A 22,490-nucleotide genomic window follows, 5' to 3' on the forward strand; every position below is an offset into this window, starting at 1 on the left:
GGAGTCATCATGGCAGCAGGCAAGGAAATACGCGGCAAGATCAAATCGGTGGAAAACACCAAGAAGATCACCAAAGCCATGGAGATGGTTGCCGCATCCAAAATGCGCAAGGCGCAGGAGCGGATGCAGGCAGCCCGTCCATACAGCGAAAAGATTCGCGCAATTGCAGCTCACCTGAGCCAGGCAAACCCCGAATATGTTCACCCCTTCATGGTGTCGAATGACGTCAAGAAGGTGGGCGTGATCGTGGTGACGACTGACAAGGGCCTGTGCGGCGGCATGAACACCAATGTGCTGCGTGCCGTGACGAACAAGCTCAAGGAACTGCAATCTGCGGGTGTCAGCACGGAAGCCGTCGCCATTGGCAGCAAGGGCCTGGGCTTTCTGACGCGCGTGGGTGTCAAGGTGGTGGCCAACGCTACTGCTTTGGGCGATACGCCGCATCTCGATGCGCTGATCGGCCCGGCCAAGGTCTTGCTCGATCAGTACGCTGAGGGCAAGTTGAGCGCGGTCTATTTGTGCTACACCAAGTTCATCAATACGATGAAGCAGGACTCGGTTGTGGAGCAGTTGCTGCCCCTGTCGCAAGATGCGATCCAGGGTACGGCACCGGCTGCATCCCACGGCTGGGACTATATCTACGAGCCCGATGCGCAAAGTGTGATCGACGAGCTGCTCGTGCGTTATGTGGAATCGCTGATCTATTCAGCCGTTGCAGACAACATGGCTTCCGAGCAGTCTGCACGCATGGTGGCCATGAAGGCCGCTACCGATAACGCGGGCAACGTCATCAACGAGTTGAAGCTGATCTACAACAAGACGCGTCAGGCTGCGATTACGACCGAGTTGTCGGAAATCGTCGCAGGCGCCGCGGCTGTGTAATACAGCTCGACTGAAATCAATATTGGAGCAACAAATGGCTCAAGTACAAGGCAAGATTGTTCAATGTATCGGTGCGGTGGTGGACGTTGAGTTCCCCCACGGCAGCGTGCCTAGCGTGTATGACGCACTGAAGCTCGAAGGCACTGCCTTGACGCTGGAAGTGCAGCAGCAGCTGGGTGACGGCGTGGTGCGTACCATTGCGCTGGGTTCGTCCGACGGTCTCAAGCGTGGCCTGATGGTCACCAACACCGGCAAGGCGATCACCGTGCCCGTGGGCAAGGCAACGCTCGGCCGCATCATGGACGTGCTGGGTAACCCCATCGACGAGCGCGGTCCTGTGGACCAGACGCTGACCGCATCTATCCACCGCAAGGCGCCCGCTTATGACGAGCTGGCACCTGCGCAAGAGCTGCTGGAAACCGGCATCAAGGTGATTGACTTGGTGTGCCCGTTCGCCAAGGGCGGCAAGGTGGGTCTGTTCGGTGGTGCCGGTGTGGGCAAGACCGTGAACATGATGGAGCTCATCAACAACATCGCCAAGGCACACAGCGGCTTGTCCGTGTTTGCTGGTGTGGGTGAGCGTACCCGTGAAGGTAACGACTTCTACCACGAAATGTCGGACGCCGGTGTGGTGAACCAGGAGTCGCTCAACGACTCCAAGGTTGCCATGGTGTACGGCCAGATGAACGAGCCACCGGGCAACCGTCTGCGCGTTGCGCTGACCGGTCTGACCATGGCCGAAGCCTTCCGTGACGAAGGCAAGGACGTGCTGTTCTTCGTGGACAACATCTACCGCTACACGCTGGCCGGTACCGAAGTGTCCGCACTGCTGGGTCGTATGCCTTCGGCGGTGGGCTACCAGCCTACGCTGGCCGAAGAAATGGGCCGTCTGCAAGAGCGTATCACCTCGACCAAGGTGGGTTCGATCACCTCGATCCAGGCCGTTTACGTGCCAGCGGACGATTACACCGATCCATCGCCAGCAACGACCTTCGCCCACTTGGATTCCACCGTGGCCCTGTCGCGTGACATCGCCTCGCTGGGTATCTACCCTGCGGTCGATCCGCTGTCGTCGACCAGCCGCCAGCTGGACCCCCAAGTGGTGGGTGAAGAGCACTACGCCGTAGCCCGCCAAGTGCAGGGTACGCTGCAGCGCTACACCGAACTGCGCGACATTATTGCGATTCTGGGTATGGACGAGTTGGCTCCCGAAGACAAGCTCGTCGTGGCCCGCGCTCGCCGCATCCAGCGTTTCCTGTCGCAGCCGTTCCACGTTGCTGAAGTGTTCACGGGCGCTCCAGGCAAGTACGTGCCGCTGTCGGAAACCATCCGCGGCTTCAAGATGATCGTCAACGGCGAGTGCGACCACCTGCCCGAGCAAGCCTTCTACATGGTTGGCACGATCGACGAAGCCATCGAGAAGGCGAAGAAGATCCAAGCCTAACTGGGTCGGGCTGCAGTCATGCAGCCCATCCCAGCGGACTTGTTTTTTTTTCACTCTGAGGATCAAAGATGAACACCTTCCACGTTGATGTGGTCAGTGCTGAAGAATCCATCTTCTCCGGTGAAGCCCGTTTTGTGGCTTTGCCTGGTGAAATGGGCGAACTCGGTATCTACGCCCGCCACACGCCGTTGATCACCCGTATCAAGCCGGGTTCGGTGCGCATTGAGAAGGCCGACGGCAGCGAAGAATTCATCTTCGTGGCTGGTGGCATTCTCGAAGTGCAACCCGACTGCGTGACCGTGCTGTCCGACACCGCTGTGCGCGGCAAGGACCTGGACGAGCAAAAGGCGGTTGAAGCCAAGCAAAAGGCGGAAGAAGCCCTCAAGAACGCCAAGGGCGAGCTTGACCTGGCCAAGGCCCAATCCGAGCTGTCCGTCATGGCAGCCCAGATTGCAGCCCTGCAAAAATACCGCAAGAAGCGCTGATCCGCTGTCTGCGCGACTACCCCTGAAAAGCCACCGCATGCGGTGGCTTTTTTGTGCGCGAGTGGGGTCAGCCTTGGGGCGATAGGCTGGCCATCTGCATATGGATGGTTTGCCACAGCGGGTCGGCATCCTGGTGCAGCACGACAAAGCCCTGCTGCTGCCAAAAGCCCAGGGCGCCGGGCAAAAAAGGGTGGGTGTGCAGGTACATCCGCTGCACGCCTTGCTGCAGCGCATGCTGCTTCAGATGGGCAAACAGCTCTCCCGCCAGCCCCCGCCTGCGCCAGGCTGGTGCAATAAAAAGCCGCACGACCTCCACCGTGTCGGCGCTAGGAACGTCCAAGTGCGCAAAGCGCCCGTCATAGGGCCGGTAGGCAATGCTGCCCACCACCGCAGCGCTGCTGTCACGGGCGGCCAGCATGCAGCCGCCGGGCGAGGCATAGACCGCGGCGAAGTCGCGCAGATCCGCCTGCGGTGCGCTGGTTGCGACCCGGTCGCCCAACATCGCTTGGCGCGCTGCCTGCAAAAAATCGGCGATCTGCGCAAGCGCATCGATGCGCACGATATGGAATGGAGGGGACGGGTCTGGAGCGTGGTTCATGGCAGGCATGCGCAGGCGAGCTTAGCATGCAGGCCACAGAAATCGGCTACATTACAGCCACTTTGGTTTCGCCAGAACATGCGGCCGGCACATGGCCACTGCATGAGGGAATCCAGCAGGGCCAGCCAACTGCCAAAAGCCAGCGCCCTTCAACGGAACTGCCCCCGCAACTGTAGGCCGCGAGCATGCCATCCATCTGCCACTGAACCTTTCGGTTTGGGAAGGCGATGGCCTGCGTTGACCGGCCAGTCAGGAAACCTGCCAAAGCCATGCGTTCAACAGCTGGCCGGCGCCGCCGGTTGGCTCCCCTGGAGCAGGCCTGCCATGCAGGCCCGGCTTTGGCGGATGCGCGCATGTTTTTGATCATGACCGGCGGGGTGTCCGGGCGGTGAGCAGCGTCTCGTCTGCGCAAGACTGCCCTGAATCAACTGGGCGGCGCCCCGCACCGGATCGGCTCGCACGGCCAGCATGCCTTGCCTCTACCTGGAGAGACGATTCCGATGTCTGTTCGCCGTTTTGCGCTGCCCTCCCTGTTGGCCGCCTGCGTATTCACTTCCCTGTCCGCCTGGGCTGCCCCTTATCCGATGCAGCTGCAAAACTGCGGCTACGCGGTGTCCTTAAAGCAGGCGCCCGCCTCGGTCGTCACCATCGGCCAGGCCGGCACCGAGATGCTGTATGCGCTGGGTCAGGGCGACAAGCTGGTCGGTACCTCGCTGTGGTTCAACACGGTGCTGCCGCAGTTCAAGGCCATCAACGACAAGGTGCCGCGCCTGGCGGACAACGACCCCAGCTTTGAGTCGGTGATCGGCAAGCGCCCGGCGCTGGTGGTGTCGCAGTTCGAGTGGATGGTGGGCAAGGATGGTGTGGTCGGCACGCGCGAGCAGTTCCATGACCTGGGCATTGCCACCTATGCCATGCCCTCTGATTGCGAAGGCAAGAACAACCTCAAGGGCGCCGACGGCACGCGCATCGCTGCCTACGATGTGCAAGCGCTCTACAAGAGCATCACACAACTGGCGCAGCTCTTGGATGTGCAGCCCCAGGGCGAACGCCTGGTCCAAGACCTGCGTGAGCGCCAGGCCAAGGCCGTCGCCAAGGTCAAGGCCGCCCAGCAGCCCCATCTGACGGCGGCGCTGTGGTTCTCCAGCGCCGACCTGGCCATCGACCCGTATATGGCCGGCAAGAACGGCGTGGCCGGCTACATGCTGCAAACGCTGGGCCTGCGCAATATTGTCGACTCGTCCGAAGAGTGGCCCACCGTGGGCTGGGAGACGATTGCCAAGGCCAACCCCTCGGTCCTGGTCATTGCCCGCATGGACCGCCGCCGTTTTCCTGCCGATGACTACCAGAAAAAGCTGGAGTTCCTGAAGAAGGACCCCGTCACCCAGCACATGGATGCCGTCAAGCACAACCGCATTGTCATCGTCGATGCCGATGCGCTGCAAGGCTCGATCCGTCTGGTGGATGGAATGGAGCAAATCAGCGATGCGGTGCGGAAGCTCCCCCAGCCGGCCTCCCGTTGATGCCGGTGGCGCGCTTGCGGATGCAAAGCCTGGCATGCCCATGACCCCTGTACCCGTGGCAGCAGCATCGGCGCTGCGCAAGCCGCTGCACTGGGCGTTGCTGGGCCTGGGCGCCTTGTTTGCGCTGGTCCTGAGCGTGGCGCTGGGCATCGCCATTGGTGAGACCGCGCTGTCGCCCAGCCTGGTGCTGCAGGTGCTGGCCAACAAGCTGTTCGGCGCGAGCTACGCCATTGATCCGATCAGCCAGGGCATCGTCTGGAACTACCGCCTGCCCCGTGCGCTGGTCGCGGCCAGCTGTGGCGCGGGCCTGGCGGTTGCCGGCGTCATCTTGCAATCCTTGCTGCGCAATGCGCTGGCCGAGCCCTATTTGCTCGGCATCTCCGCCGGGGCCTCCACGGGTGCCGTGCTGGTGTCGGTCGTGGGCATTGGTGCGGGCGCCATATCGATGACGGTGGGCGCATTTTTGGGTGCGCTCTGTGCGTTTGCGCTGGTCGCCCTGCTGGCCCATGCCGCCGGCAGTGGCGGCTTGCGCAACAGCGGGCAGATTGTGCTGGCCGGCATTGCGGGCTCGCAGCTGTTCAATGCGCTGACCTCGCTGATCATCACCAAATCAGGCAGCGCCGAGCAGGCCCGGGGCATCATGTTCTGGCTGCTGGGCAGCCTGAGCGGTGTGCGCTGGCCCGATACCGTGTTGACGGCCTGCATCGCCATCACCGGCCTGTTGCTCTGCCTGCTGCACACGCGGGCGCTGGATGCTTTCACCTTTGGCAGTGAGTCGGCTGCCGCGTTGGGCGTGCCAGTGCGCCGGGTGCAGTTGGTGCTGCTGCTGGTGGCGGCGCTCATGACGGCGGTTATGGTCTCCATCGTCGGCGCCATTGGCTTTGTGGGCCTGGTGATTCCGCATGCCGCCCGCATGCTGGTGGGCGTCAGCCACCGCCGCCTGGTGCCTGCCAGCGCCATGATGGGGGCCGTGTTTTTGATCGCCGCCGATGTGCTGTCGCGCACCTTGATCCGCGGTCAGGTGCTGCCGATTGGCGTGATCACCGCGCTGGTAGGGGCGCCCGTGTTTGCCGGCATCTTGCTCAGAAGCCAGCGGAGGCAGCGATGAGCGCGGCACCTGAAGACGCTGTTTTGCAAGCCTGCGCGCTGGGCTTGCGCCTGCAAGGCAGGCGCATTGTGGAGCAGGTGTCGCTGTCCGTGCAGCGCCACGAGATGCTGGGTTTGATTGGCCCCAATGGCTCGGGAAAATCCAGCCTGTTGCGCTTGCTGGCCGGTGTCATCAATCCCGACGCAGGCCAGGTGCTGCTGCAGGGCCAGCCCCTGCACCAGATGGGGCGCCGCGCCATCGCACGCGAGCTGGCCCTGGTGGCGCAAATGGCTGAGACGCAGGACGCCATCAGCGTGCAGGATGCGGTGGCACTGGGGCGCACCCCCTGGCTGTCGGCGCTGCAGCCTTTTTCGACCCAAGACTGGGAGGCCGTCCAGCAAGCCCTCAGCGCGGTCGGCATGGAGGAAAAACGCCACAGCGCCTGGCACAGCCTCTCGGGTGGCGAACGCCAGCGCATACACATTGCGCGCGCCCTGGCGCAGCAGCCCGGTGTGCTGCTGCTCGACGAGCCTTGCAACCACCTCGATATCCACCAGCAGCTGTCGCTGATGGCGCTGGTCCGCGCCTTGCCCGTCACCAAGGTCGTGGCCCTGCATGACCTGAACCAGGCCCTCGCCTGCGACCGCGTCGCCGTCATGCAGCATGGCCGGCTGGTGGCGCTGGGCACGCCCGCGCAGGTGCTGGATGCAGCGCTGCTGGCACAAGTATTCCGCGTGCAGGCCAGTGCGCTGGTCGATCCCTGGGACGGCAGCCATGTGCTGCGTTTTCGTCCGCTCTCTTCTTCTTGACGGTGACCCGATATGCCTTTCCCCCACCTCCGCACCTGGATACCCCTTTTGTTGGGCGCTTTGCTCTGCAGCCAGGTGGCAGCCGAGACCTTTGAGGTCAAGATGCGCAACCGCAGCGCCACCGGTGCGATGACCTACGAGCCCGAGTTTTTGAAGCTCAAACCGGGCGACAAGATCAAGTTTCTGGCCAGCAGCAACGGCCACGATGCCGTCAGCATTCCGGGCATGGCGCCCGCCGGGGCCAAGCCCTTCAAGGGCAAGATCAACGAAGAGATCGAAGTCAGCTTTGATGCCCCAGGCCTTTATGGCGTGCAATGTCTGCCCCATTACGCGATGGGCATGGTCATGCTGGTGCAGGTCGGCGATGCGCCACTGTCCAGCTTGCAGGTGCCCGCCGAGGTGCCCGAGCGTGCGCAGCAGCGCTTCAAGGACATCGTCAGCCGCGCCTCTGCGCCGCGCTGAATGGCTGCCAGGATTTTTTACCAAACAAGCGCATGAAATATTTCAAATCGATGGCCCGGTTAAGCGGCCTGGCCGTCATGTCCCTGGCCGTCCATGCCGGCGCGCAAGATGACGCCAAGGGCTTGGTCGAAGGCGCCAGCCTGGGCCTCGTCAACCGCATGGTGGTAGAGCAGCTGGACTACCGGCGCGGCGACAGCACGCGGGTGGTGTCCGGCGGCGCGCGCTCGGACCAGGCGCGCGAGGCAGGCTATGGGCTGATGCTCAACTTCAGCTCGGGCTACACACAGGGTTTGATCGGCCTGGGGCTGGATGCCCATGCCTATGGCGGCCTTAACTTGGGCTCAGATGCCGACAAGGTGCGCAGCAACCCGCGCTATATCGCCAAGGACGGTAGCGATCTCCAGGACAGCTTTGGCCGCGCCGGGGCGGCGCTCAAGCTGCGCTGGTCATCGACTGAGCTGAAAGTCGGCGAGATGCGCACCAAGAACCCGATTTTCCATTCGTCCGACACGCGCCTGCTGCCCGAGACCAACCGGGGCTGGCTGGTCAGCAGCAACGACATCCCGCAGCTGAGCCTGCAGGCCGGCCGTTTTACCCGCTGGGCCGACCGCAATGCCCGCAAAAACGGCCAGCCGCTGCTGGCCAATTACTCCGGCGTGCAGGGCGATGCCTTCAGCTTTGCCGGCGGCAGCTGGGCCACGCCCTGGAGCGGCCTGAGCCTGTCGAGCTACGTCGGCCAATACGAGAACGTTTGGAACACCTGGTACCTGGGCGGGGTCTACAAAAAGGCGCTGGCCGACAAACAAAGCCTCTCGCTCAGCCTGAACCTGTACCGCAACAAAGACACCGGTGCCGCCAAGGCCGGCCAGGTCGACAACCTCACCTGGAGCCTGATGGCCACCTATGCGGCAGGCATGCACCAGCTGGGCTTGGGCTACCAAAAAGTGGATGGGAACACGCCCTTCGATTACGTCAACCGGGGCTCCATCTGGCTGGAAAACGCGATGCAGCTGTCGGACTTCAATGCGCCACACGAGGCGTCCTGGCAGCTCAAGTACGAGGCCGATCTGGGCCAATGGCTGACACCGGGCCTGCGTGCCGGTGTGGCCTACACACGCGGCTCAGGCATCGACTACCGCCGCGCCGGCAGCGTGTACACCAACTACCTGGGCGCCAGCGGCAGCGGCGGCCGGCACTGGGAGCGCGACATGCTGCTGCGCTACACCGTGCAGCAAGGCCAGGCCAAGGGGTTGGCGCTGCAGCTGCGCTATGGCGTGCACCGGGCCAACAAAACCCAGGGTGAGCTGAATGTGAACCAAGTGCGGCTGCTGGCCGAGATGCCGGTGCAGATTTTCTGACGCTGGGCAAGGAGGGCGCGCCAGTGCTGCCGCGCAGCCTGCATGCTGCAGTCAGAGCAGCTATGATGGGCGCTCCCTCGATTGCCCATCCGTTCTTCGGAACGCCCCTGTCAGACCATGCAACGTCCTACCCGCCAGCGCGCCGCCATCGCCGATGCCTTTGCATCGCAAGGCCGTCCACTCTCGCCCCAAGAGGTGCTGGAAATTGCGGGCGCTGCGCTACCGGCCTTGGGCATTGCGACGGTGTACCGCAACCTCAAATCGATGACGGAAGAGGGCCTGCTGCGCGTGGTGACCTTGCCCGGTGGCCTGCCGCTTTATGAGCCGGCCACGCATGACCACCACCACCACTTCCAGTGCAACAGCTGCCGCCGGGTATTTGATATCCAGGCCTGCCCGGGCGACCTCAAAGGCATGGCACCCCCGGGCTTTTTGGTTGAGGGCCATGAGATCACCTTGTACGGCCAGTGCAAGGACTGCTGCAGCGGCGCAGGCCCAGCAGCCTGAGCGCTGGTACGGACGGCTTACAGGTACTTGAGCCAGGCAATATCGCGGCGGCGGGCCTTGAAGGCGGCAAAGGCCTTGACCGGCGGGTAGAGCGCAAAGCCCAGGGCCACCGTGGTGAGCCACACCATCCACATCGCGCCAAAGCCAAACAGCTCGCCGTAGTTGTTGCCCCAGATGGCTTGCGCGCCCAGGTACAGCAACTTGAGCACATACAGGTGCAGCACATAAAAGAACATGGGCGCTGCGCCAAACACCGTCAGCGGCAGCAGCCAGGCCGCACCCGGGCGGCGCTCAAAAGCGCGCAACAGCAGCAAGCCGATGCCCAAGGTCAGCGCCAGGAACAGCAGCGATGGCGGGTACTTGGTGATGTTCAAAAAGGCCATGGCGCTGACCAGCAGTGAATCGGCCGCCGCCCAGGGTTTGTCGCCATAAAAGTTGGCGGCCCGCAGCAGCACAAAGCCCGCCAGCAGCCCCAGGCCCCAGACCAGCAAGCGGCGCTGGCGCTGTAGCGCATCAGCGCCCTTGGCAAACCAGGGGCCCATTGCATAGCCCAGTGCAATCACACCGATCCAAGGCAGCAGCGGGTAGGAGGTGCGCAGGCGCAGGTTCTCGCTTACCTCGATCCAGCCCCGGTCATGCAGTACCGCCCACAGCGTGTGCAGCGCATGGTCAGGCGCAAAGTGCAGGTGGTCGAGCAGGTTGTGGCCGGCGACCAGCAGCAGACCCAGCGGAATGATCAGCCGCCGGGGCAACCACACCAGCGCCGACAGCGCCAGCATCGACAGGCCAATGGCCCAGATCACCTGCAAGAAGATCTTGGCGGGCGGAAACTGGAAGGTCCAGGCAAAGTTCACCACGGTCACTTCGAGCAGCACCAAAAACAGCCCCCGCTTGAAGAGAAAGCCCGAGGCGGTCGCACGCCCGTCTTCGTACTTGCTGCCGTACAAAAAGGCCGACAGACCCGTGAGCAGCACAAACACCGGCGCGCACAGGTGCGCCAGCAAGCGGCTGAAAAACAGCTCGGGTGCCGTTGTGGAAACATCCATGGGGTCCGGCACCTGGTGGTGCAGGTAGAAGGTCTCGCGCACATGGTCGATCAGCATGAAGAGGATGACCAGGCCGCGCAAGGCATCGATGGACTGCAGGCGGCTGGCGCCCGGGGTGCCGCCAGCAGGGCTGCGGGGAAGGGCGATGGGAGTGTCGGAGGACATGGGGCAGAAAAGGACGAGGAACGAAAAAGCGTATCAAATGATATTGATTGCGCATTATCATTTATATCGGCCGCCACATCTACCTCGGGGCCCGAAATCTGCAGCGCTGGTGCCGCTCAGCCCACCAAGGGGTTGTCGTCCAGTTCGTTGTCCGTGGCCGGTGACTGGGCGCTGCGCGGAAACTGCTGCTCCAAATGGCGCGAGACCTGGCCGATGGCCGCCAGCAGTGCCTTTTCATACTGGCCGCTGCGCAAGTCGGTAGCCAAGCTCTCGACCATCGCCTGCCACTGGGGCCCGCTGACGCAGCGCGACACCGCCCGGTCAGCGACGATCTCAATCGCATGGTCGGTCAGCAGCAGGTAAATGAGCACGCCATTGTTGTGCTCGGTGTCCCAAACGCGCTGCTTGCCAAACTGCATCACCGCGCGCTCGCGTGCCGGGGCATCGCGGCGGATGTAGCTCCAGGGCAGGGCACTTTCGACATAGACGCGGATCTGGCCGCTGTGCTTGGCCTCAGAAGCGGCAATGGCTTGCGCCAGGCGCTGGCGCGCGTCGTCGGGCAGGGCATGGGAGGCATCGCGTTCCAGAAAGCGGTGGCGCAGTTGCCGGCCCCAGCGTTGTAACCAATGGCCCATCACCAGCTCCCCGAGGCGCCGCCGCCCCCAAAATTACCACCGCCGCCGGAGCCAAAGCCGCCTCCGCCACCTCGGCCTCCGCCAAATCCACCACCCCCAAAGCCGCCTCCGCCGCCAAAGCCTCCGCCACCACCGCCAATCGAGCTGCCCCCACGCATGGTGCCGGCCAGCAAGACCACAAACAGCGCGGCGACGCCAGCGCCAATGCCCAGCAGCACGCTCGACGTGAGCCAGGCCGCTACCAGGCCTGCTGCGCCGCCGGTGGCCAGCGAACCCAGCGCGCGGCCCAGCATGCTGCGCAACACGCTGCCGCCCACCATCACAAAGATGAAGAAGAACAGCAGCAGCTGCGCCGGGTCGTCGGGCAAGCCCGAGGCGGCCTGGTTGCCGGCTTTCGGGCTGGTACTGGGTGGCGGCAGCGCTTCGCCCTTGATCAAGGCGCCAATCTGGGCCACGCTGTCACCAATGCCGGCGGCAAAGTTGCCCGCCCGGAAGGCGGGTGTCATCGTCTGGTCAATGATGCGCGCGGCGCGCAGATCGGGGATCGCGCCTTCCAAGGTCTTGGCGACCTCGATGCGCATGCGCCGGTCGTCCTTGGCCACGAGCACCAGCAGGCCATCGCCCACGTCCTTGCGGCCAATCTTCCAGGTGCTGGCCACGCGCTGGGCATAGGCGGCAATGTCTTCGGGGCTGGTGCTGCGCACCATCAAGACCACCACCTGCGCGCCGGTATCGCGCTCCAGTGCCGTCAACTGGGCTTCGAGCTGTGCGGTCTCCTGCGCGCTCAAGGTGGCAGTCTGGTCGATCACATGGGCGCTGAGTGCCGGCACCGGCTGCACGGCGGCCAGCGCTGGTGCTGTGAGCCAGGGCAGCAGCACGGCCGCGACCAGGGCCAGCATCCAGGCCAGCCGTGGGCGCCAAGCGGGCATCCAGGCCATGCGCTTACTTCCGCTCAGACGAGAAGTCCACGGTCGGCGGCTGAGAGATCTGTGCCTCGTTCTGCACCGTGAAATTGGCCTTGGGCTGGTAGCCAAAGACCTTGGCGGTCAGGTTGGTGGGGAACTGGCGGGCCTTGATGTTGTAGGCCTTCACCGTGCCGATGTAGCGGTCACGCGCCACGGCAATGCGGTTTTCCGTGCCTTCCAGGGTGACTCGCAGATCGCGGAAGGCCTGGTTGGCTTTGAGCTCGGGGTAGCGCTCGGACACCACCATCAGGCGCGACAAGGCGCTCGACAGCTCGCCCTGGGCCTGCTGGAACTTGTTGAAGGCCTCGGGGTTGTTCACCAGCTCGGGCGTGGCCTGGATCGAGGTGGCCTTGGCCCGCGCTTCGATCACCTTGGTCAAGGTGTCTTGCTCAAAGTTAGCCTCACCTTTGACCGAGGCCACGATATTGGGCACCAGGTCAGCGCGGCGCTGGTACTGGCTCAGTACCTCGCTCCAGGCGGCGGTGGACTCTTCGTCCAGCCGTTGAAAATCGTTGTAGCCGCAGCCCGTCAGTGCCAGCGCAGCGGCGGTCACCACCAGAAATCGTTTCCATGCGTTCATGAGGGCTCCTTGCCATGTTCAGAGCCGCCATTGTTACCCATCTGGCAGCGTCCCATTGTCAGCGATTATTGACGGAATGAGGGGCTGAACACCCGCAGGCCGCGCCGGGCCCATGCAGTACGATGCCCGGATGGACGATATTGTGAAACAAGCCATGGCCAAATGGCCCAACGTGCCCGCCTGCTGGGGCTGGCTGGGCCTGGATGCGCGCGGCAACTGGTGGCTGCGCGATGCGCAGGCCCAGGCCAGCGGCGGCTTTGCCAGTGGCAAGCCGGGGGCCAAGGGCTCCCGGGTGGAGCACGAGAAACTCGCGCAGTTCATCGCCCGCAACTACCTGGCCGATGCGCGGGGCTGCTGGTATTTTCAGAACGGCCCGCAGCAGGTGTTTGTAGAGCTGGAGGCGACGCCCTGGATCTGGCGCGCGCAATGGCGTGATGAGACGCTGCAACTGCATGCCCATACCGGCGATGTGCTGGCGCTGACGCAGGTGCGGGCGGTGCTTACCGATGAGCAAGGCGCCGTCTACCTGAACACCGCCCAAGGCCTGGGCATGGTGCATACGCAGGATGTGCTCGATGTGTCGCAGGCGCTGGAGCGGGGCTTGTTGCCGCAGCCCGCTGAGCTGAGCAGTGCGCAGCTGGAGGCGCAATTTGGCTTTGTGCGCTCACCCGCCGCACTGGATGCAGCCAAGCCCTGAGCATTGAAGCGGGGCGCGCACTCGCTGCCCCACTACCATCACCACTCTTCGTTACTGGGCCTGCTCCACCATGTACTGCACGGCGGCATGGATCTCTTCGTCCGATGCGCTGGAGCCGCCACGTGGTGGCATGGCGCCCTTGCCGCTGATGGCGATCTTCACCATGCTGTCGATGCCTTGGGCAATATAAGGTGCCCAGGCGGCCTTGTCGCCAAACTTTGGGGCTCCGGCCACGCCGGCTGCATGGCAAACAAAACAGGCCTTGTCATACAGGGCCTTGCCATTGACGGCGGTGTTGGCAGCAGCAGCGGCAGGCGCAGCGGCCACAGCAGCGGTGGCTGCAGCCGGCTCGGCAGCTGCTGTAGCAGGCGCAGTGGCCGCTACCGGCGCAGCAGCAGGCTGGGCGGGGGCAGCACTGCCCGCATCGGCACTGGCGGCAGCGGGGCGCTGGGGCTCATCAAACTTGGCGCCCGCTGCGTTGGCCATGTACACCACGCCGCGTGCGATTTCGGTGTCTTCAAAGTCGCCGCCGCCTTGCGGGGCCATGGCGCCCTTGCCAGCGATGGAGGAGTGCACCAGCGCTTCCAAGCCGGTCTTGATGCGCGGTGCCCAGGCAGCGGCATCTTCAAACTTGGGGGCGCCGGCAGCACCACTGGCATGGCAGGCAGCGCATTGGGCCTGGTAGACCTCCTGGCCGGACTTGAGGGGGCGGTTGGCATCGCGTATCTCGACCGAGCCCACCTTTTGCAAGCGCGCAGCGATGGAGGCGGGCGCATCGGCCGCACCGGAGGCGGGTTTGTTGGCTGCGGTGACATACATCACCAGGCCAATGATGGCGAAGACGGGAACCACAAAAGCGAATATCACCGTCCACAAAAATTGTTTGGGTGATTTGACGGGGCCTGTATGTGCTTCTTCTTGCTGGATGTCGCTCATGGCTTCCTCAAGTTCTCGGGGGCTTGTTGTTCATCGTGCAGAGGCCAAAATCATTATATAGACGGGTCTTTTTGCATGGCCTCCGGGCAACTACCTGCAGGCAATCAGCCACACTTGCGGCGCGGGCGCATAAAAAAATGGCTTGCCAGCAGGTCTGGCAAGCCATTGTGGGGCCGCAGTCGCGGGCAGCAACCTATGGTTTGCCAGCAGTCGGGGCCGCCTGAGCGACAGTGTCAGCAGGCGCTGCATCGGTCCAGCCGCCACCCAGGGCCTTGTACAAGCCCACCTGGTTTTGCAACTGGGTCAGGCGCACTTGCACCACGGCTTGCTGCAGGCTGAACAGCGAACGCTGGGCATCGAGCAGGTCCAGGTAGCTGGCCACGCCGTTCTTGTAGCGCAGGTCCGACAGCTTCAGGCGTGCCGATTCAGCCTCGACCTGGGCCTGCTGCGATTGCAGCTGGTCGGCCAGGGTCTGGCGGCTGACCAGGGCGTCGGACACCTCCCGGAACGCGGTCTGGATGGCCTTCTCATACTGCGCAGCCGCAATCTGGGTCTGCACTTGCGCCACTTCCAGGTTGGCCTGGTTGCGCCCGGCGTTGAAGATCGGCAGGTACAGCGAAGGCGCGATCGAGAAGCCCTTGGACTTGGAGTCGAACAGATCGGACAGCTCGGAGCTGGCAAAGCCAGCGCTGGCGGTCAGCGAGATGGCCGGGTAGAACAGCGCGCGTGCCGCGCCAATGTTGGCGTTGGCGGCGATCATGGTCTGCTCGGCCTGGCGCAGGTCGGGGCGGCGCAGCAACAGGTCCGAGGGCAGACCCGCTGGCACATCGGCCATCACGGGCAGATCGGTCAGGCGCTTGCCCTGCAGGCTGGTCAGCAGCTCGGCGGGGGGCGTCTGGCCCAGCAGCAAGGTCAGGGCGTTGACGTCCAGCGCACGCTGGCGCAGTTGCTGGGCCAAGGTGGCCTTGGCGTTTTCGGTCAGCGACTGGGCCTGGCGGTAATCCAGCTCCGAGGCCACACCCGCATCCAGGCGCAGCTTGGACAGCTTGATCGATTCTTCGCGTGTCTCCAGAGTACGGCGCGAGATGTCGATCAGCTCCTCATCGGCCTGCAAAGTCAGCCAGGCATTGGCGACCGAGGCCACCAGGCTGATCTGGGCAGACTTGCGGCCTTCTTCGGTGGCCAGGTACTGGGCCAGGGCTTGCTCCTTGAGACTGCTGATGCGGCCAAAGAAGTCGATCTCCCAGCTCTGGATGCCCACGCCCACGCTGAACGCGTTGCCATAGCCGCCAGTGATCTGGCTGCGCTGGCGCGAAGCCGAGCCGGAGACGCCCACTTCCGGAAAGCGCTGGGCGTCCTGGATCTGGTAGAGCGCGCGGGCCTGGGCAATATTGAGCACCGCCACGCGCAGGTCGCGGTTGTTGTCCAGCGCGGTTTGGATCAGCTGCTGCAGCCGCGTATCGCTGAAGAAGTTCTGCCACGCAATATCGGCAGCGGCTTGCTGCGTTTGCTCGGTGGCCACCGGGTACTGCACGGCCACCGGGGATGCTGGCCTGTCCAGGGATGGAATCAGCGAGCAGCCCGAGGCCAGCAGGGCCGCAGCCAAAACGGTTGGGATCAGTTTCTTATTCATGGTGGGTTCCTTTCCCCACATTGGCAGACAGCACAGCGTCATGGCCACGGTCAGGGGACTGCGGCGCGGGCGGGCTGCCCTGCGGTCCCTTGTCCTGTCCGCCCTTGCGGCCGAACAGGCGGAAGACCTCGACAAAGAACACGGGCACCAGGAACACGGCCAGGAAGGTGCCGATGATCATGCCCCAGAACACGCCGGTGCCGATCTCGTGCTGGCTGACCGCACTGGCGCCAGAGGCGATGTACAGCGGCACCACGCCCAAGATGAAGGCCAGCGAGGTCATCAAGATGGGGCGGAAGCGCAGGTGACCGGCTTCAAGCGCGGCATCGAGCGCACTCATGCCCTGGTCATGCAGGTCCTTGGCGAACTCCACAATCAAGATGGCGTTCTTCGCTGACAAGCCGATCACGGTGATCAGCGCCACCTGGAAGTAGATGTCATTGGGCATGCCACGCAGGTGCATACCAGCAACCGCGCCCAACACACCCAGAGGCACCACCAGCAGCACGGCCAGCGGTATGCTCCAGCTCTCATACAGTGCAGCCAGGCAGAGGAACACCGCCAGGATCGAGAAGGCGTAGAGAATCATGCCCGACGAGCCGGCTTTCTTCTCATCCAGCGACTGGCCAGTCCACTCATAACCAAAGCCTTGGGGCAGCTCGGCAGAGAGTTTTTCCATCTCGGCCATCGCGTCACCGGTGGTGTAGCCGGGCTTGGCCTGGCCGGTGATGCTCATCGAGGGATAGCCGTTGTAGCGCGACATCTGCATCGGGCCGGTGATCCACTTGGCGGTGACCAGGGTCGAGAGCTCGACCAGCTTGCCATCGGCATTGGGCACCGTCAGCTTCAGCACGTCTTCTGGCTGCATGCGGGTGGCTGCGTCGGCCTGGATGGTGACGCGCTGCATGTAGCCATTGTTCGGGAAGTCGCTGGAGTTGCTCGAACCCAGGGCCGTCGACAAGGTCGTGGCGATGTCGCCCATGCTGACCTTTTGTGCATACACCGCGTTGCGGTTGATATCCACCTGCCACTGCGGCGCATCGTCCACACCATCAAAACGCATACCCGTCAGTATGTCGTTTTTGCTGGCCTTGGCGATCAGGTCATTGCGGGCCTTGAGCAGTTCTGCATGGCCGTGGTTGCCCCGGTCTTGCAGACGGAAGGTAAAGCCATCGCTGTTGCCCAGCTCCGAGATCGACGGGGGCACCAGGGTGTAGATGAAGCCATCGCGCAGGCTCATCATCGCGCCCATGGCGCGGCCGGCGAACGACGAAGCATCCGAGCCGGGTGTCGTGCGTTCGGACCAGTCCTTGAACACGGTAAAAGCCAGACCCATGTTCTGCGCTTGACCGGCAAAGCTGAAGCCCAGAATGCTGACGATGTTGGCCGTCTCCGGTTGCGCCAAGGCAAAGTCTTCCAGCTGCTTCATGGTCTCGCTGGTGCGCTCCTGGGTGGCACCCGGGGGCAGCTGAACCAGCGATATCACGTAGCCCTGGTCTTCGACCGGCAAGAAGGCGGTGGGCAGGGCCTTGAAGCCGAACACCACACCGACGATCACCGCCGCATAGACCAAGAAGGCCAGGAAGGTGCGCTTGACCACGCCCACCAAGGTCTTCTGGTAGCCCTTGGTGGCCTTGCCGAACATGCGGTTGAACCAGTTGTAGAAGGGGCCGAGCAGGCCGGTCTTCTTGTCATGTGCATGGCCCTTGGGAATGGGCTTGAGCATGGTGGCGCACAGCGCAGGCGTCAGGGTCAGCGCGAAGAAGCCCGAGAAGAAGATCGAGATCGCCATCACCAGCGAGAACTGGCGGTAGATATTGCCGGTAGCGCCCGAGAACATGGCCAGCGGGATGAACACCGTCACCAGAATCACGGTAATACCGACCACAGCACCCTGGATCTGGCCCATGGCCTTGATGGTCGCGTCCTTGGGTGATAAGCCCTCTTCGGACATGATCCGCTCGACGTTCTCCACCACCACAATCGCATCGTCCACGACGATACCAATCACCAGCACCATCGCGAACATCGACAAGATGTTGATGGTCAGCCCCACGCTGTACATCACCGCAAAGGCGCCGAGCAGCGCAATAGGCACCACGATGGTCGGGATCAAGGTGTAGCGGATGTTCTGCAAGAAGATCAGCATCACGATGAACACCAGCACGATGGCTTCGAGCAGGGTGTGCAGCACTTTTTCAATCGAGATCTTGACGAACTTCGAGGTGTCATACGGCGCGGCCCACTTCACGCCCGCAGGCAGGAAAGATTCGAGCTCGTCCATCTTGCTGTAAACCTCTTTGGCGGTCGCCATCGCGTTCGCGGTCGAGGTCAGCTGCACCGCCAGCGCCACGGCGGGCTTGCCGTCCAGGCGCGAGTTGGTGGCATAGCTTTCAGCGCCCAGCTCCACGCGGGCCACATCCTTGAGGCGCACGGTTGAGCCGTCCGAGTTGGAGCGCAGCACCACCTCGCCAAACTCCTCAGGCGTGGACAGCTGGCCCGGCACGACGATGGTGGCATTCATCATGGTGCCTGGCAGGCTCGGCGTATCGCCCAGCGCGCCGCCGGAGATCTGCTGGTTCTGCGCGGCAATGGCGGCATTGATCTGCGCGATCGACATGTTGTAGCCCTGCAGCTTGGCCGGATCGACCCAGACGCGCATGGCACGGCCGGACGCAAACAGCTGGGCCTTGCCCACGCCGTTCAGACGCTGGATTTCTGGCACCACATTGCGGTTGACGTAATCGGAGATTTCGTCACGCGAGGTCTCGCCGGTGTCTGACTGGAAGGTCAGAATCATCAGGAAGTTGCTCATCGACTTGTCGACGCGCACCCCCAGTGATTGCACGATGCTGGGCAGGCGCGGCGTGGCGCGTGCCAGCCGGTTTTGCACATCCACCTGGGCCAGATCGGGGTTGGTGCCAGGCTCGAAGGTCACGGTCAACTCGCCGCTGCCGGTGGCAGAGGCGGAAGACGACATGTACATCAGGCCTTCGGCGCCGTTGATCTCGCGCTCGATCAGCTGCAGCACCGAATCGGTCAGGGTTTGCGCCGTCGCGCCAGGGTAGGCGGCCGTTACCGTGATGGTAGGCGGCGCCACGCTCGGGAACTGCGCCACCGGCAGTCGGGTAATGGACACGATACCTGCGAGGACCACGAAGATCGCGATCACCCAGGCAAAAATCGGTCTATGGATAAAGAACTTTGACATTCCGCTGTGTCCTGTTTATTTGCTGGAGGCGGCGTTGCCTGCAGCTTCGGCCGAGGCTGCGGGCTTGTCCGCGGCGGCCGCATCAGCCTGGGGCGCAGCCCCTGCTGCTGGCGCCGCTGGCGCTGCGGCCTTGTCGCTCGGGTTCTTCCAGGGCACCGGCGTCACATGTGTCGCGCCCATGCCCAGCTTGATAAAGCCATCGACCATGACCTGGTCGCCGGCCTTGAGTCCTTCGCTCACCACCCAGTTCGTGCCCTTGGACTGGCTGATCTGCACGGGGCGTGGGCTGACGGAGCCGTCGGCGGCCACGACCATCACGGTATTGCCCTTCTCATTGCGGGTCACCGCCTGCTGAGGCACCAGCACGGCGTTGTCCACCTGGGCTTCTTGGATGTGCACGCGCACATACATGCCGGGCAGCAGCAGACCTTCAGGGTTGGGCAACTCGGCGCGCACGCTTACCTGGCCGGTGGTCGGGTCCACCGTCAGATCGGTAAACAGCAGCTTGCCGGGGTGGGCGTAGGGCTTGCCGTCATCGGTGTAGACGATGACCTTGGCCGCGTTCTCGCCGGCCTTGGCCAGCTTGCCGGTCTTGAGTGCTTCACGCATGCGCAGGATCTCGGAAGAGGACTGCGTCACGTTCACATACAGCGGGTTGATCTGCTGGATCACGGCCAGCTCGGTCACACCGCTTTGGCCCACCAGCGCGCCTTCGGTCACCAAGGAGCGGCCAATGCGGCCGGAGATGGGTGCCGTCACGGCGGCATAGCCGAGGTTGATGTTGGCATTGGTCACGCCAGCCTTGCCTGCGGCGACTTGGGCCAGCGCAGCTTTTTCGTTGGCCACGGCGACATCGTATTCTTGCTTGCTGATGGCGTTGGCCTCTACCAGTGGCTTGTAGCGGCGGGCGGTGGATGCGGCCTGGGCCAAGGTCGCCTGGGCCTGCGCCAGAGTCGCCTGGGCGCTTTCCAAGTTGGCGCGGTAGGGCGCATTATCGATATGGTAGAGAACCTGTCCGGCCTTCACATCCGAGCCTTCGGTGAACAGGCGCTTTTGCAAGATGCCGGCCACGCGCGCCCCGACCTGGGCTACGCGCACGGGCTCCAGGCGACCGGGCAGGTCGGACACCACGGGAATGCTCTCCAGCTTCACCGTCAGGACGCTGACCTCGGGGGGCTTGGGTGCACCGCCTTGCTTAGGCGCTTGCTCGTCCTTTTTGTTGCCGCAGGCGGTCAAGACCAGGGCGGCTACCAGCGTCAAAGCCAGCACGCCGGCTTTGCGGCCCTTGCTGGGAGAGGCTGGGAGGTTCCCGGTAGATTGGTTTGCTTCATACATCTGCTGCATGAAAGTCCCTTCGGTAGATGAGAAATGGAAAGATGGTGAACCCGGAGGCTCCTGTAGGGCTTGTCTCACATCCGGACGCGGATGATCCTCAATTCCCATGAAATTGCTGCGCGATTATACATACATGCGTAAATGTATAATTGTGGTAATTTGATCAATATCGCATGGCCTTTAGGTTGACAAACCGGGGCCAGGTGCTTGCAAGAACGGAAAAAAAAGCCATGGCACGACGTACCAAAGCAGAGGCGGATGAGACACGCATCAAGCTGCTGGATGCGGCAGAACAGGTGTTCTTCGAGAAGGGTGTGGCGCGCGCCTCGCTCAACGAAATCGCCCAGCGCGCAGGTGCAACCCGCGGTGCGGTGTACTGGCACTTCAAAGACAAGGTCGATGTGTTTTCATCGATGCTCGATCGCATTTGCATGCCCTTCGAGGAAATTTGTGACGACAAGTACGGCGACCTGGCGCCGCTCGATCGAATTCGCAGATCAATTTATGCAGTGTTTGACAGTATGGATGGGGATGAACGCCGCCGCAAGGTGTTTGACACGGCGCTGTTCAAGCTCGAATACGTGGGCGAGCTGGAGAGTGTGCGCGAAGGCCATGTCGAGAGTTTTGCCTGCTCCCAGCGCAAATTCGCCATCGATCTTGAAGAAGCGGCCAGCCGAGACCAGGTGCAGATGCTGATGACGCCCCAGGAGGCAGCGCTGGGCTTGCATTCGCTGTTTGTGGGCTTGATCCATGGCTGGGTGCTCAATGAGGGTAACTTTCCGCTGCGCAGCATGGGCGAGAAGGCGGTAGAGGCTTATCTGGCTGGCCTGGGCTTTGGGCCAAGCAAGCTCCCTGCTGTCGCTTGAGGAAGGCTGGTCGCACGCTGGCCATGCGGCTTGTGCCTGCGTTGTGCGCAAGTCGCAAGTCGGGGTACCCAAGCCATGCCATAATCGCCGAGTCTGATCTGTGGGCCCTGCGCCTGCAGCGTGTGCGGCTGTAGCTCAGTGGATAGAGTATTGGCCTCCGAAGCCAAGGGTCGTGGGTTCGATCCCCGCCAGCCGCACCAATTCAGCACCTCCGCGCTTGCCGCGCAGCACAACACCCGCATGTATTCACATGGCGGGTTTTTTGTTGCCTGTCTGGCAATGCCGCGCCCGGTGTAATCCGCAGCGGCATGCCTACAGCGCCGCCGCTGATGCCGTCCTGGGGCTGGGCCGTAGGCATCCTGTCTGCAAACCGGGGCGGCGGCGGGGCTTTGGACTGGCTTTTGGCGCTGTTTCGCAGGCGATACGCGGGATTCTTGGAAAAAATGTCGCAAACTCGGCCGAGGCACCAAAAAACCACCTACAATACGCAGCTTAGCGGCTGTAGCTCAGTTGGATAGAGTACTTGGCTACGAACCAAGGGGTCGTGGGTTCAATTCCTGCCAGCCGCACCAGATAAGAGCCTCGAGATTCAGGTCTCGGGGCTTTTTATATAGAGAGTAGTTTTGTTTGGGGTTTGTTCGGGTTGCGTTCCCGGAAGAAATTCACGAGAAATCGGAAGTTTCTAAAAACAGCCAAAAATGATGCTACAATCTAGTTCTTCTTCGGAGGGGTGCCCGAGTGGCTAAAGGGGGCAGACTGTAAATCTGTTGGCTTACGCCTACACTGGTTCGAATCCAGTCCCCTCCACCAGAAATGGTTGAAGAAGAAAGCTTTGCAGCAATTGCGCTTATGGCGCGGTTGATGCGGGAGTAGTTCAATGGTAGAACCCTAGCCTTCCAAGCTAATGACGCGGGTTCGATTCCCGTCTCCCGCTCCAGTCTGCAGTAAAGCGATCCTGTTGCAATTTGAAAAAATTGCCCATGTGGCTCAGTGGTAGAGCACCCCCTTGGTAAGGGGGAGGTCGGCAGTTCGATCCTGCCCATGGGCACCATATTTAAGTGCGCACGGTTCTTGTTGCGCTATATCCCATTAGGTTTAGGTTTTTTCGGAGTCAAGAATGGCAAAAGGAAAATTCGAGCGCACCAAGCCGCACGTGAACGTGGGCACGATCGGTCACGTTGACCACGGCAAGACCACGCTGACGGCTGCTATCGCAACCGTGCTGTCGAAGAAGTTCGGCGGCGAAGCCAAGGCTTACGACCAGAT

21 protein-coding genes, 5 tRNA genes and 1 riboswitch are annotated in these 22,490 nt (G+C 62.8%); of the genes, 17 read left to right on the top strand and 9 right to left on the bottom strand.

Annotated features, from left to right (window positions below; genetic code table 11):
* Positions 1-9: 9 nt before the first annotated feature.
* The 3 genes from atpG (at position 10) to M2375_RS21960 (ending at position 2,811) form a co-directional block, all read left to right on the top strand.
* A complete protein-coding gene (gene atpG, locus M2375_RS21950) occupies positions 10-882 on the top strand; it encodes a F0F1 ATP synthase subunit gamma (protein WP_259170395.1) in 873 nt (290 codons plus the stop codon).
* Between the two features lie 34 nt (positions 883-916).
* Positions 917-2,326 (top strand): F0F1 ATP synthase subunit beta, encoded by a 1,410-nt coding sequence (atpD, locus tag M2375_RS21955; RefSeq protein ID WP_259170397.1) that lies wholly within the window; start codon positions 917-919, stop codon positions 2,324-2,326.
* Between the two features lie 68 nt (positions 2,327-2,394).
* Positions 2,395-2,811: a F0F1 ATP synthase subunit epsilon gene (locus tag M2375_RS21960; protein WP_182325889.1), complete on the top strand. Its 417-nt coding sequence runs from the start codon at positions 2,395-2,397 to the stop codon at positions 2,809-2,811.
* 67 nt (positions 2,812-2,878) lie between these two features.
* Here the strand turns inward: M2375_RS21960 and M2375_RS21965 are convergent, their stop codons facing one another.
* Positions 2,879-3,409: a GNAT family N-acetyltransferase gene (locus tag M2375_RS21965; RefSeq protein ID WP_259170398.1), complete on the bottom strand. Its 531-nt coding sequence runs from the start codon at positions 3,407-3,409 to the stop codon at positions 2,879-2,881.
* 46 nt (positions 3,410-3,455) lie between these two features.
* Positions 3,456-3,690, top strand: a riboswitch (cobalamin riboswitch).
* Positions 3,691-3,909: 219 nt separating this feature from the next.
* Between M2375_RS21965 and M2375_RS21970 the strand changes: the two genes are divergently transcribed.
* From M2375_RS21970 to M2375_RS21995, 6 genes are all read left to right on the top strand, one after another.
* Positions 3,910-4,932: an ABC transporter substrate-binding protein gene (locus tag M2375_RS21970; RefSeq protein WP_259170399.1), complete on the top strand. Its 1,023-nt coding sequence runs from the start codon at positions 3,910-3,912 to the stop codon at positions 4,930-4,932.
* A gap of 40 nt (positions 4,933-4,972) precedes the next feature.
* The gene (locus M2375_RS21975) at positions 4,973-6,040 is read left to right on the top strand and encodes an iron ABC transporter permease (protein WP_259170400.1); all 1,068 of its coding nucleotides are present in this window, start codon (positions 4,973-4,975) and stop codon (positions 6,038-6,040) included.
* The gene (locus M2375_RS21980; protein ID WP_259170401.1) at positions 6,037-6,828 is read left to right on the top strand and encodes an ABC transporter ATP-binding protein; all 792 of its coding nucleotides are present in this window, start codon (positions 6,037-6,039) and stop codon (positions 6,826-6,828) included. Before M2375_RS21975 ends, M2375_RS21980 begins: the two co-directional genes overlap by 4 nt.
* 48 nt (positions 6,829-6,876) lie before the next feature.
* Entirely contained in the window at positions 6,877-7,290 is a 414-nt protein-coding gene (locus M2375_RS21985; protein ID WP_259170403.1) for a pseudoazurin, read from the top strand.
* A 32-nt stretch (positions 7,291-7,322) separates the two neighbouring features.
* Entirely contained in the window at positions 7,323-8,648 is a 1,326-nt protein-coding gene (locus M2375_RS21990) for an OprD family porin (protein ID WP_259170404.1), read from the top strand.
* Between the two features lie 117 nt (positions 8,649-8,765).
* The gene (locus M2375_RS21995) at positions 8,766-9,155 is read left to right on the top strand and encodes a Fur family transcriptional regulator (protein WP_259170406.1); all 390 of its coding nucleotides are present in this window, start codon (positions 8,766-8,768) and stop codon (positions 9,153-9,155) included.
* Positions 9,156-9,172: 17 nt separating this feature from the next.
* Here M2375_RS21995 and M2375_RS22000 read toward each other — a convergent pair whose 3' ends face one another.
* The 4 genes from M2375_RS22000 to M2375_RS22015 all read right to left on the bottom strand — a co-directional run bounded on the left by M2375_RS22000 (position 9,173) and on the right by M2375_RS22015 (position 12,546).
* On the bottom strand, positions 9,173-10,366 hold the full coding sequence (locus M2375_RS22000) for a DUF1624 domain-containing protein (RefSeq protein WP_259170408.1): 1,194 nt from the start codon (positions 10,364-10,366) through the stop codon (positions 9,173-9,175).
* A gap of 116 nt (positions 10,367-10,482) precedes the next feature.
* Entirely contained in the window at positions 10,483-11,001 is a 519-nt protein-coding gene (locus M2375_RS22005) for a TPM domain-containing protein (RefSeq protein WP_259170410.1), read from the bottom strand.
* Complete coding sequence (locus tag M2375_RS22010; protein ID WP_404979366.1) at positions 11,001-11,939, bottom strand: TPM domain-containing protein; 939 nt, start codon at positions 11,937-11,939, stop codon at positions 11,001-11,003. Before M2375_RS22010 ends, M2375_RS22005 begins: the two co-directional genes overlap by 1 nt.
* Before the next feature lie 4 nt (positions 11,940-11,943).
* Entirely contained in the window at positions 11,944-12,546 is a 603-nt protein-coding gene (locus tag M2375_RS22015; protein WP_259170411.1) for a LemA family protein, read from the bottom strand.
* Between the two features lie 130 nt (positions 12,547-12,676).
* Here M2375_RS22015 and M2375_RS22020 point away from each other — a divergent pair, with 130 nt between their 5' ends.
* The gene (locus tag M2375_RS22020) at positions 12,677-13,243 is read left to right on the top strand and encodes a DUF2946 family protein (RefSeq protein WP_259170412.1); all 567 of its coding nucleotides are present in this window, start codon (positions 12,677-12,679) and stop codon (positions 13,241-13,243) included.
* 51 nt (positions 13,244-13,294) lie between these two features.
* On the opposite strand, the gene M2375_RS22025 is transcribed toward M2375_RS22020, so the two are convergent.
* The 4 genes from M2375_RS22025 to M2375_RS22040 all read right to left on the bottom strand — a co-directional run bounded on the left by M2375_RS22025 (position 13,295) and on the right by M2375_RS22040 (position 20,358).
* Complete coding sequence (locus M2375_RS22025; protein ID WP_259170413.1) at positions 13,295-14,179, bottom strand: cytochrome c5 family protein; 885 nt, start codon at positions 14,177-14,179, stop codon at positions 13,295-13,297.
* Positions 14,180-14,372: 193 nt separating this feature from the next.
* Positions 14,373-15,812 carry an efflux transporter outer membrane subunit gene (locus M2375_RS22030; protein WP_259170414.1) on the bottom strand — a complete coding sequence of 480 codons (1,440 nt, stop codon included), beginning with the start codon at positions 15,810-15,812 and terminating at the stop codon, positions 14,373-14,375.
* On the bottom strand, positions 15,805-19,023 hold the full coding sequence (locus M2375_RS22035; RefSeq protein ID WP_259170415.1) for an efflux RND transporter permease subunit: 3,219 nt from the start codon (positions 19,021-19,023) through the stop codon (positions 15,805-15,807). The genes M2375_RS22030 and M2375_RS22035 overlap by 8 nt, the downstream gene beginning before the upstream one ends.
* 15 nt (positions 19,024-19,038) lie before the next feature.
* Entirely contained in the window at positions 19,039-20,358 is a 1,320-nt protein-coding gene (locus tag M2375_RS22040; protein WP_259170421.1) for an efflux RND transporter periplasmic adaptor subunit, read from the bottom strand.
* Between the two features lie 230 nt (positions 20,359-20,588).
* Here M2375_RS22040 and M2375_RS22045 point away from each other — a divergent pair, with 230 nt between their 5' ends.
* The 7 genes from M2375_RS22045 to M2375_RS22075 form a co-directional block, all read left to right on the top strand.
* Positions 20,589-21,224, top strand: coding sequence for a TetR family transcriptional regulator (locus M2375_RS22045; protein ID WP_259170416.1), 636 nt, complete (start codon positions 20,589-20,591; stop codon positions 21,222-21,224).
* A gap of 124 nt (positions 21,225-21,348) precedes the next feature.
* Positions 21,349-21,424, top strand: a tRNA-Arg gene (locus M2375_RS22050).
* A gap of 295 nt (positions 21,425-21,719) precedes the next feature.
* A tRNA-Arg gene (locus M2375_RS22055) sits at positions 21,720-21,796 on the top strand.
* A gap of 152 nt (positions 21,797-21,948) precedes the next feature.
* Positions 21,949-22,034, top strand: a tRNA-Tyr gene (locus M2375_RS22060).
* A 53-nt stretch (positions 22,035-22,087) separates the two neighbouring features.
* Positions 22,088-22,161, top strand: a tRNA-Gly gene (locus M2375_RS22065).
* A gap of 39 nt (positions 22,162-22,200) precedes the next feature.
* Positions 22,201-22,275 (top strand) — tRNA-Thr (locus M2375_RS22070).
* Positions 22,276-22,341: 66 nt separating this feature from the next.
* On the top strand, positions 22,342-22,490 hold a 149-nt coding region (locus tag M2375_RS22075; protein WP_259170423.1), incomplete at its 3' end, for a GTP-binding protein.

Source organism: Comamonas sp. BIGb0152 (assembly GCF_024809975.1).
Lineage (GTDB): Bacteria > Pseudomonadota > Gammaproteobacteria > Burkholderiales > Burkholderiaceae_C > Comamonas.

Excerpts from the sequence above, each read along its gene's own strand:
- atpG (WP_259170395.1), top strand. The coding sequence starts at position 10 with ATGGCAGCAGGCAAGGAAATACGCGGCAAGATCAAATCGGTGGAAAAC.
- atpD (WP_259170397.1), top strand. The coding sequence starts at position 917 with ATGGCTCAAGTACAAGGCAAGATTGTTCAATGTATCGGTGCGGTGGTG.
- M2375_RS21960 (WP_182325889.1), top strand. The coding sequence starts at position 2,395 with ATGAACACCTTCCACGTTGATGTGGTCAGTGCTGAAGAATCCATCTTC.
- M2375_RS21965 (WP_259170398.1), bottom strand. The coding sequence starts at position 3,409 with ATGAACCACGCTCCAGACCCGTCCCCTCCATTCCATATCGTGCGCATC.
- M2375_RS21970 (WP_259170399.1), top strand. The coding sequence starts at position 3,910 with ATGTCTGTTCGCCGTTTTGCGCTGCCCTCCCTGTTGGCCGCCTGCGTA.
- M2375_RS21975 (WP_259170400.1), top strand. The coding sequence starts at position 4,973 with ATGACCCCTGTACCCGTGGCAGCAGCATCGGCGCTGCGCAAGCCGCTG.
- M2375_RS21980 (WP_259170401.1), top strand. The coding sequence starts at position 6,037 with ATGAGCGCGGCACCTGAAGACGCTGTTTTGCAAGCCTGCGCGCTGGGC.
- M2375_RS21990 (WP_259170404.1), top strand. The coding sequence starts at position 7,323 with ATGAAATATTTCAAATCGATGGCCCGGTTAAGCGGCCTGGCCGTCATG.
- M2375_RS21995 (WP_259170406.1), top strand. The coding sequence starts at position 8,766 with ATGCAACGTCCTACCCGCCAGCGCGCCGCCATCGCCGATGCCTTTGCA.
- M2375_RS22000 (WP_259170408.1), bottom strand. The coding sequence starts at position 10,366 with ATGTCCTCCGACACTCCCATCGCCCTTCCCCGCAGCCCTGCTGGCGGC.
- M2375_RS22005 (WP_259170410.1), bottom strand. The coding sequence starts at position 11,001 with ATGGGCCATTGGTTACAACGCTGGGGCCGGCAACTGCGCCACCGCTTT.
- M2375_RS22010 (WP_404979366.1), bottom strand. The coding sequence starts at position 11,939 with ATGGCCTGGATGCCCGCTTGGCGCCCACGGCTGGCCTGGATGCTGGCC.
- M2375_RS22015 (WP_259170411.1), bottom strand. The coding sequence starts at position 12,546 with ATGAACGCATGGAAACGATTTCTGGTGGTGACCGCCGCTGCGCTGGCA.
- M2375_RS22020 (WP_259170412.1), top strand. The coding sequence starts at position 12,677 with ATGGACGATATTGTGAAACAAGCCATGGCCAAATGGCCCAACGTGCCC.
- M2375_RS22025 (WP_259170413.1), bottom strand. The coding sequence starts at position 14,179 with ATGAGCGACATCCAGCAAGAAGAAGCACATACAGGCCCCGTCAAATCA.
- M2375_RS22030 (WP_259170414.1), bottom strand. The coding sequence starts at position 15,812 with ATGAATAAGAAACTGATCCCAACCGTTTTGGCTGCGGCCCTGCTGGCC.
- M2375_RS22035 (WP_259170415.1), bottom strand. The coding sequence starts at position 19,023 with ATGTCAAAGTTCTTTATCCATAGACCGATTTTTGCCTGGGTGATCGCG.
- M2375_RS22040 (WP_259170421.1), bottom strand. The coding sequence starts at position 20,358 with ATGTATGAAGCAAACCAATCTACCGGGAACCTCCCAGCCTCTCCCAGC.
- M2375_RS22045 (WP_259170416.1), top strand. The coding sequence starts at position 20,589 with ATGGCACGACGTACCAAAGCAGAGGCGGATGAGACACGCATCAAGCTG.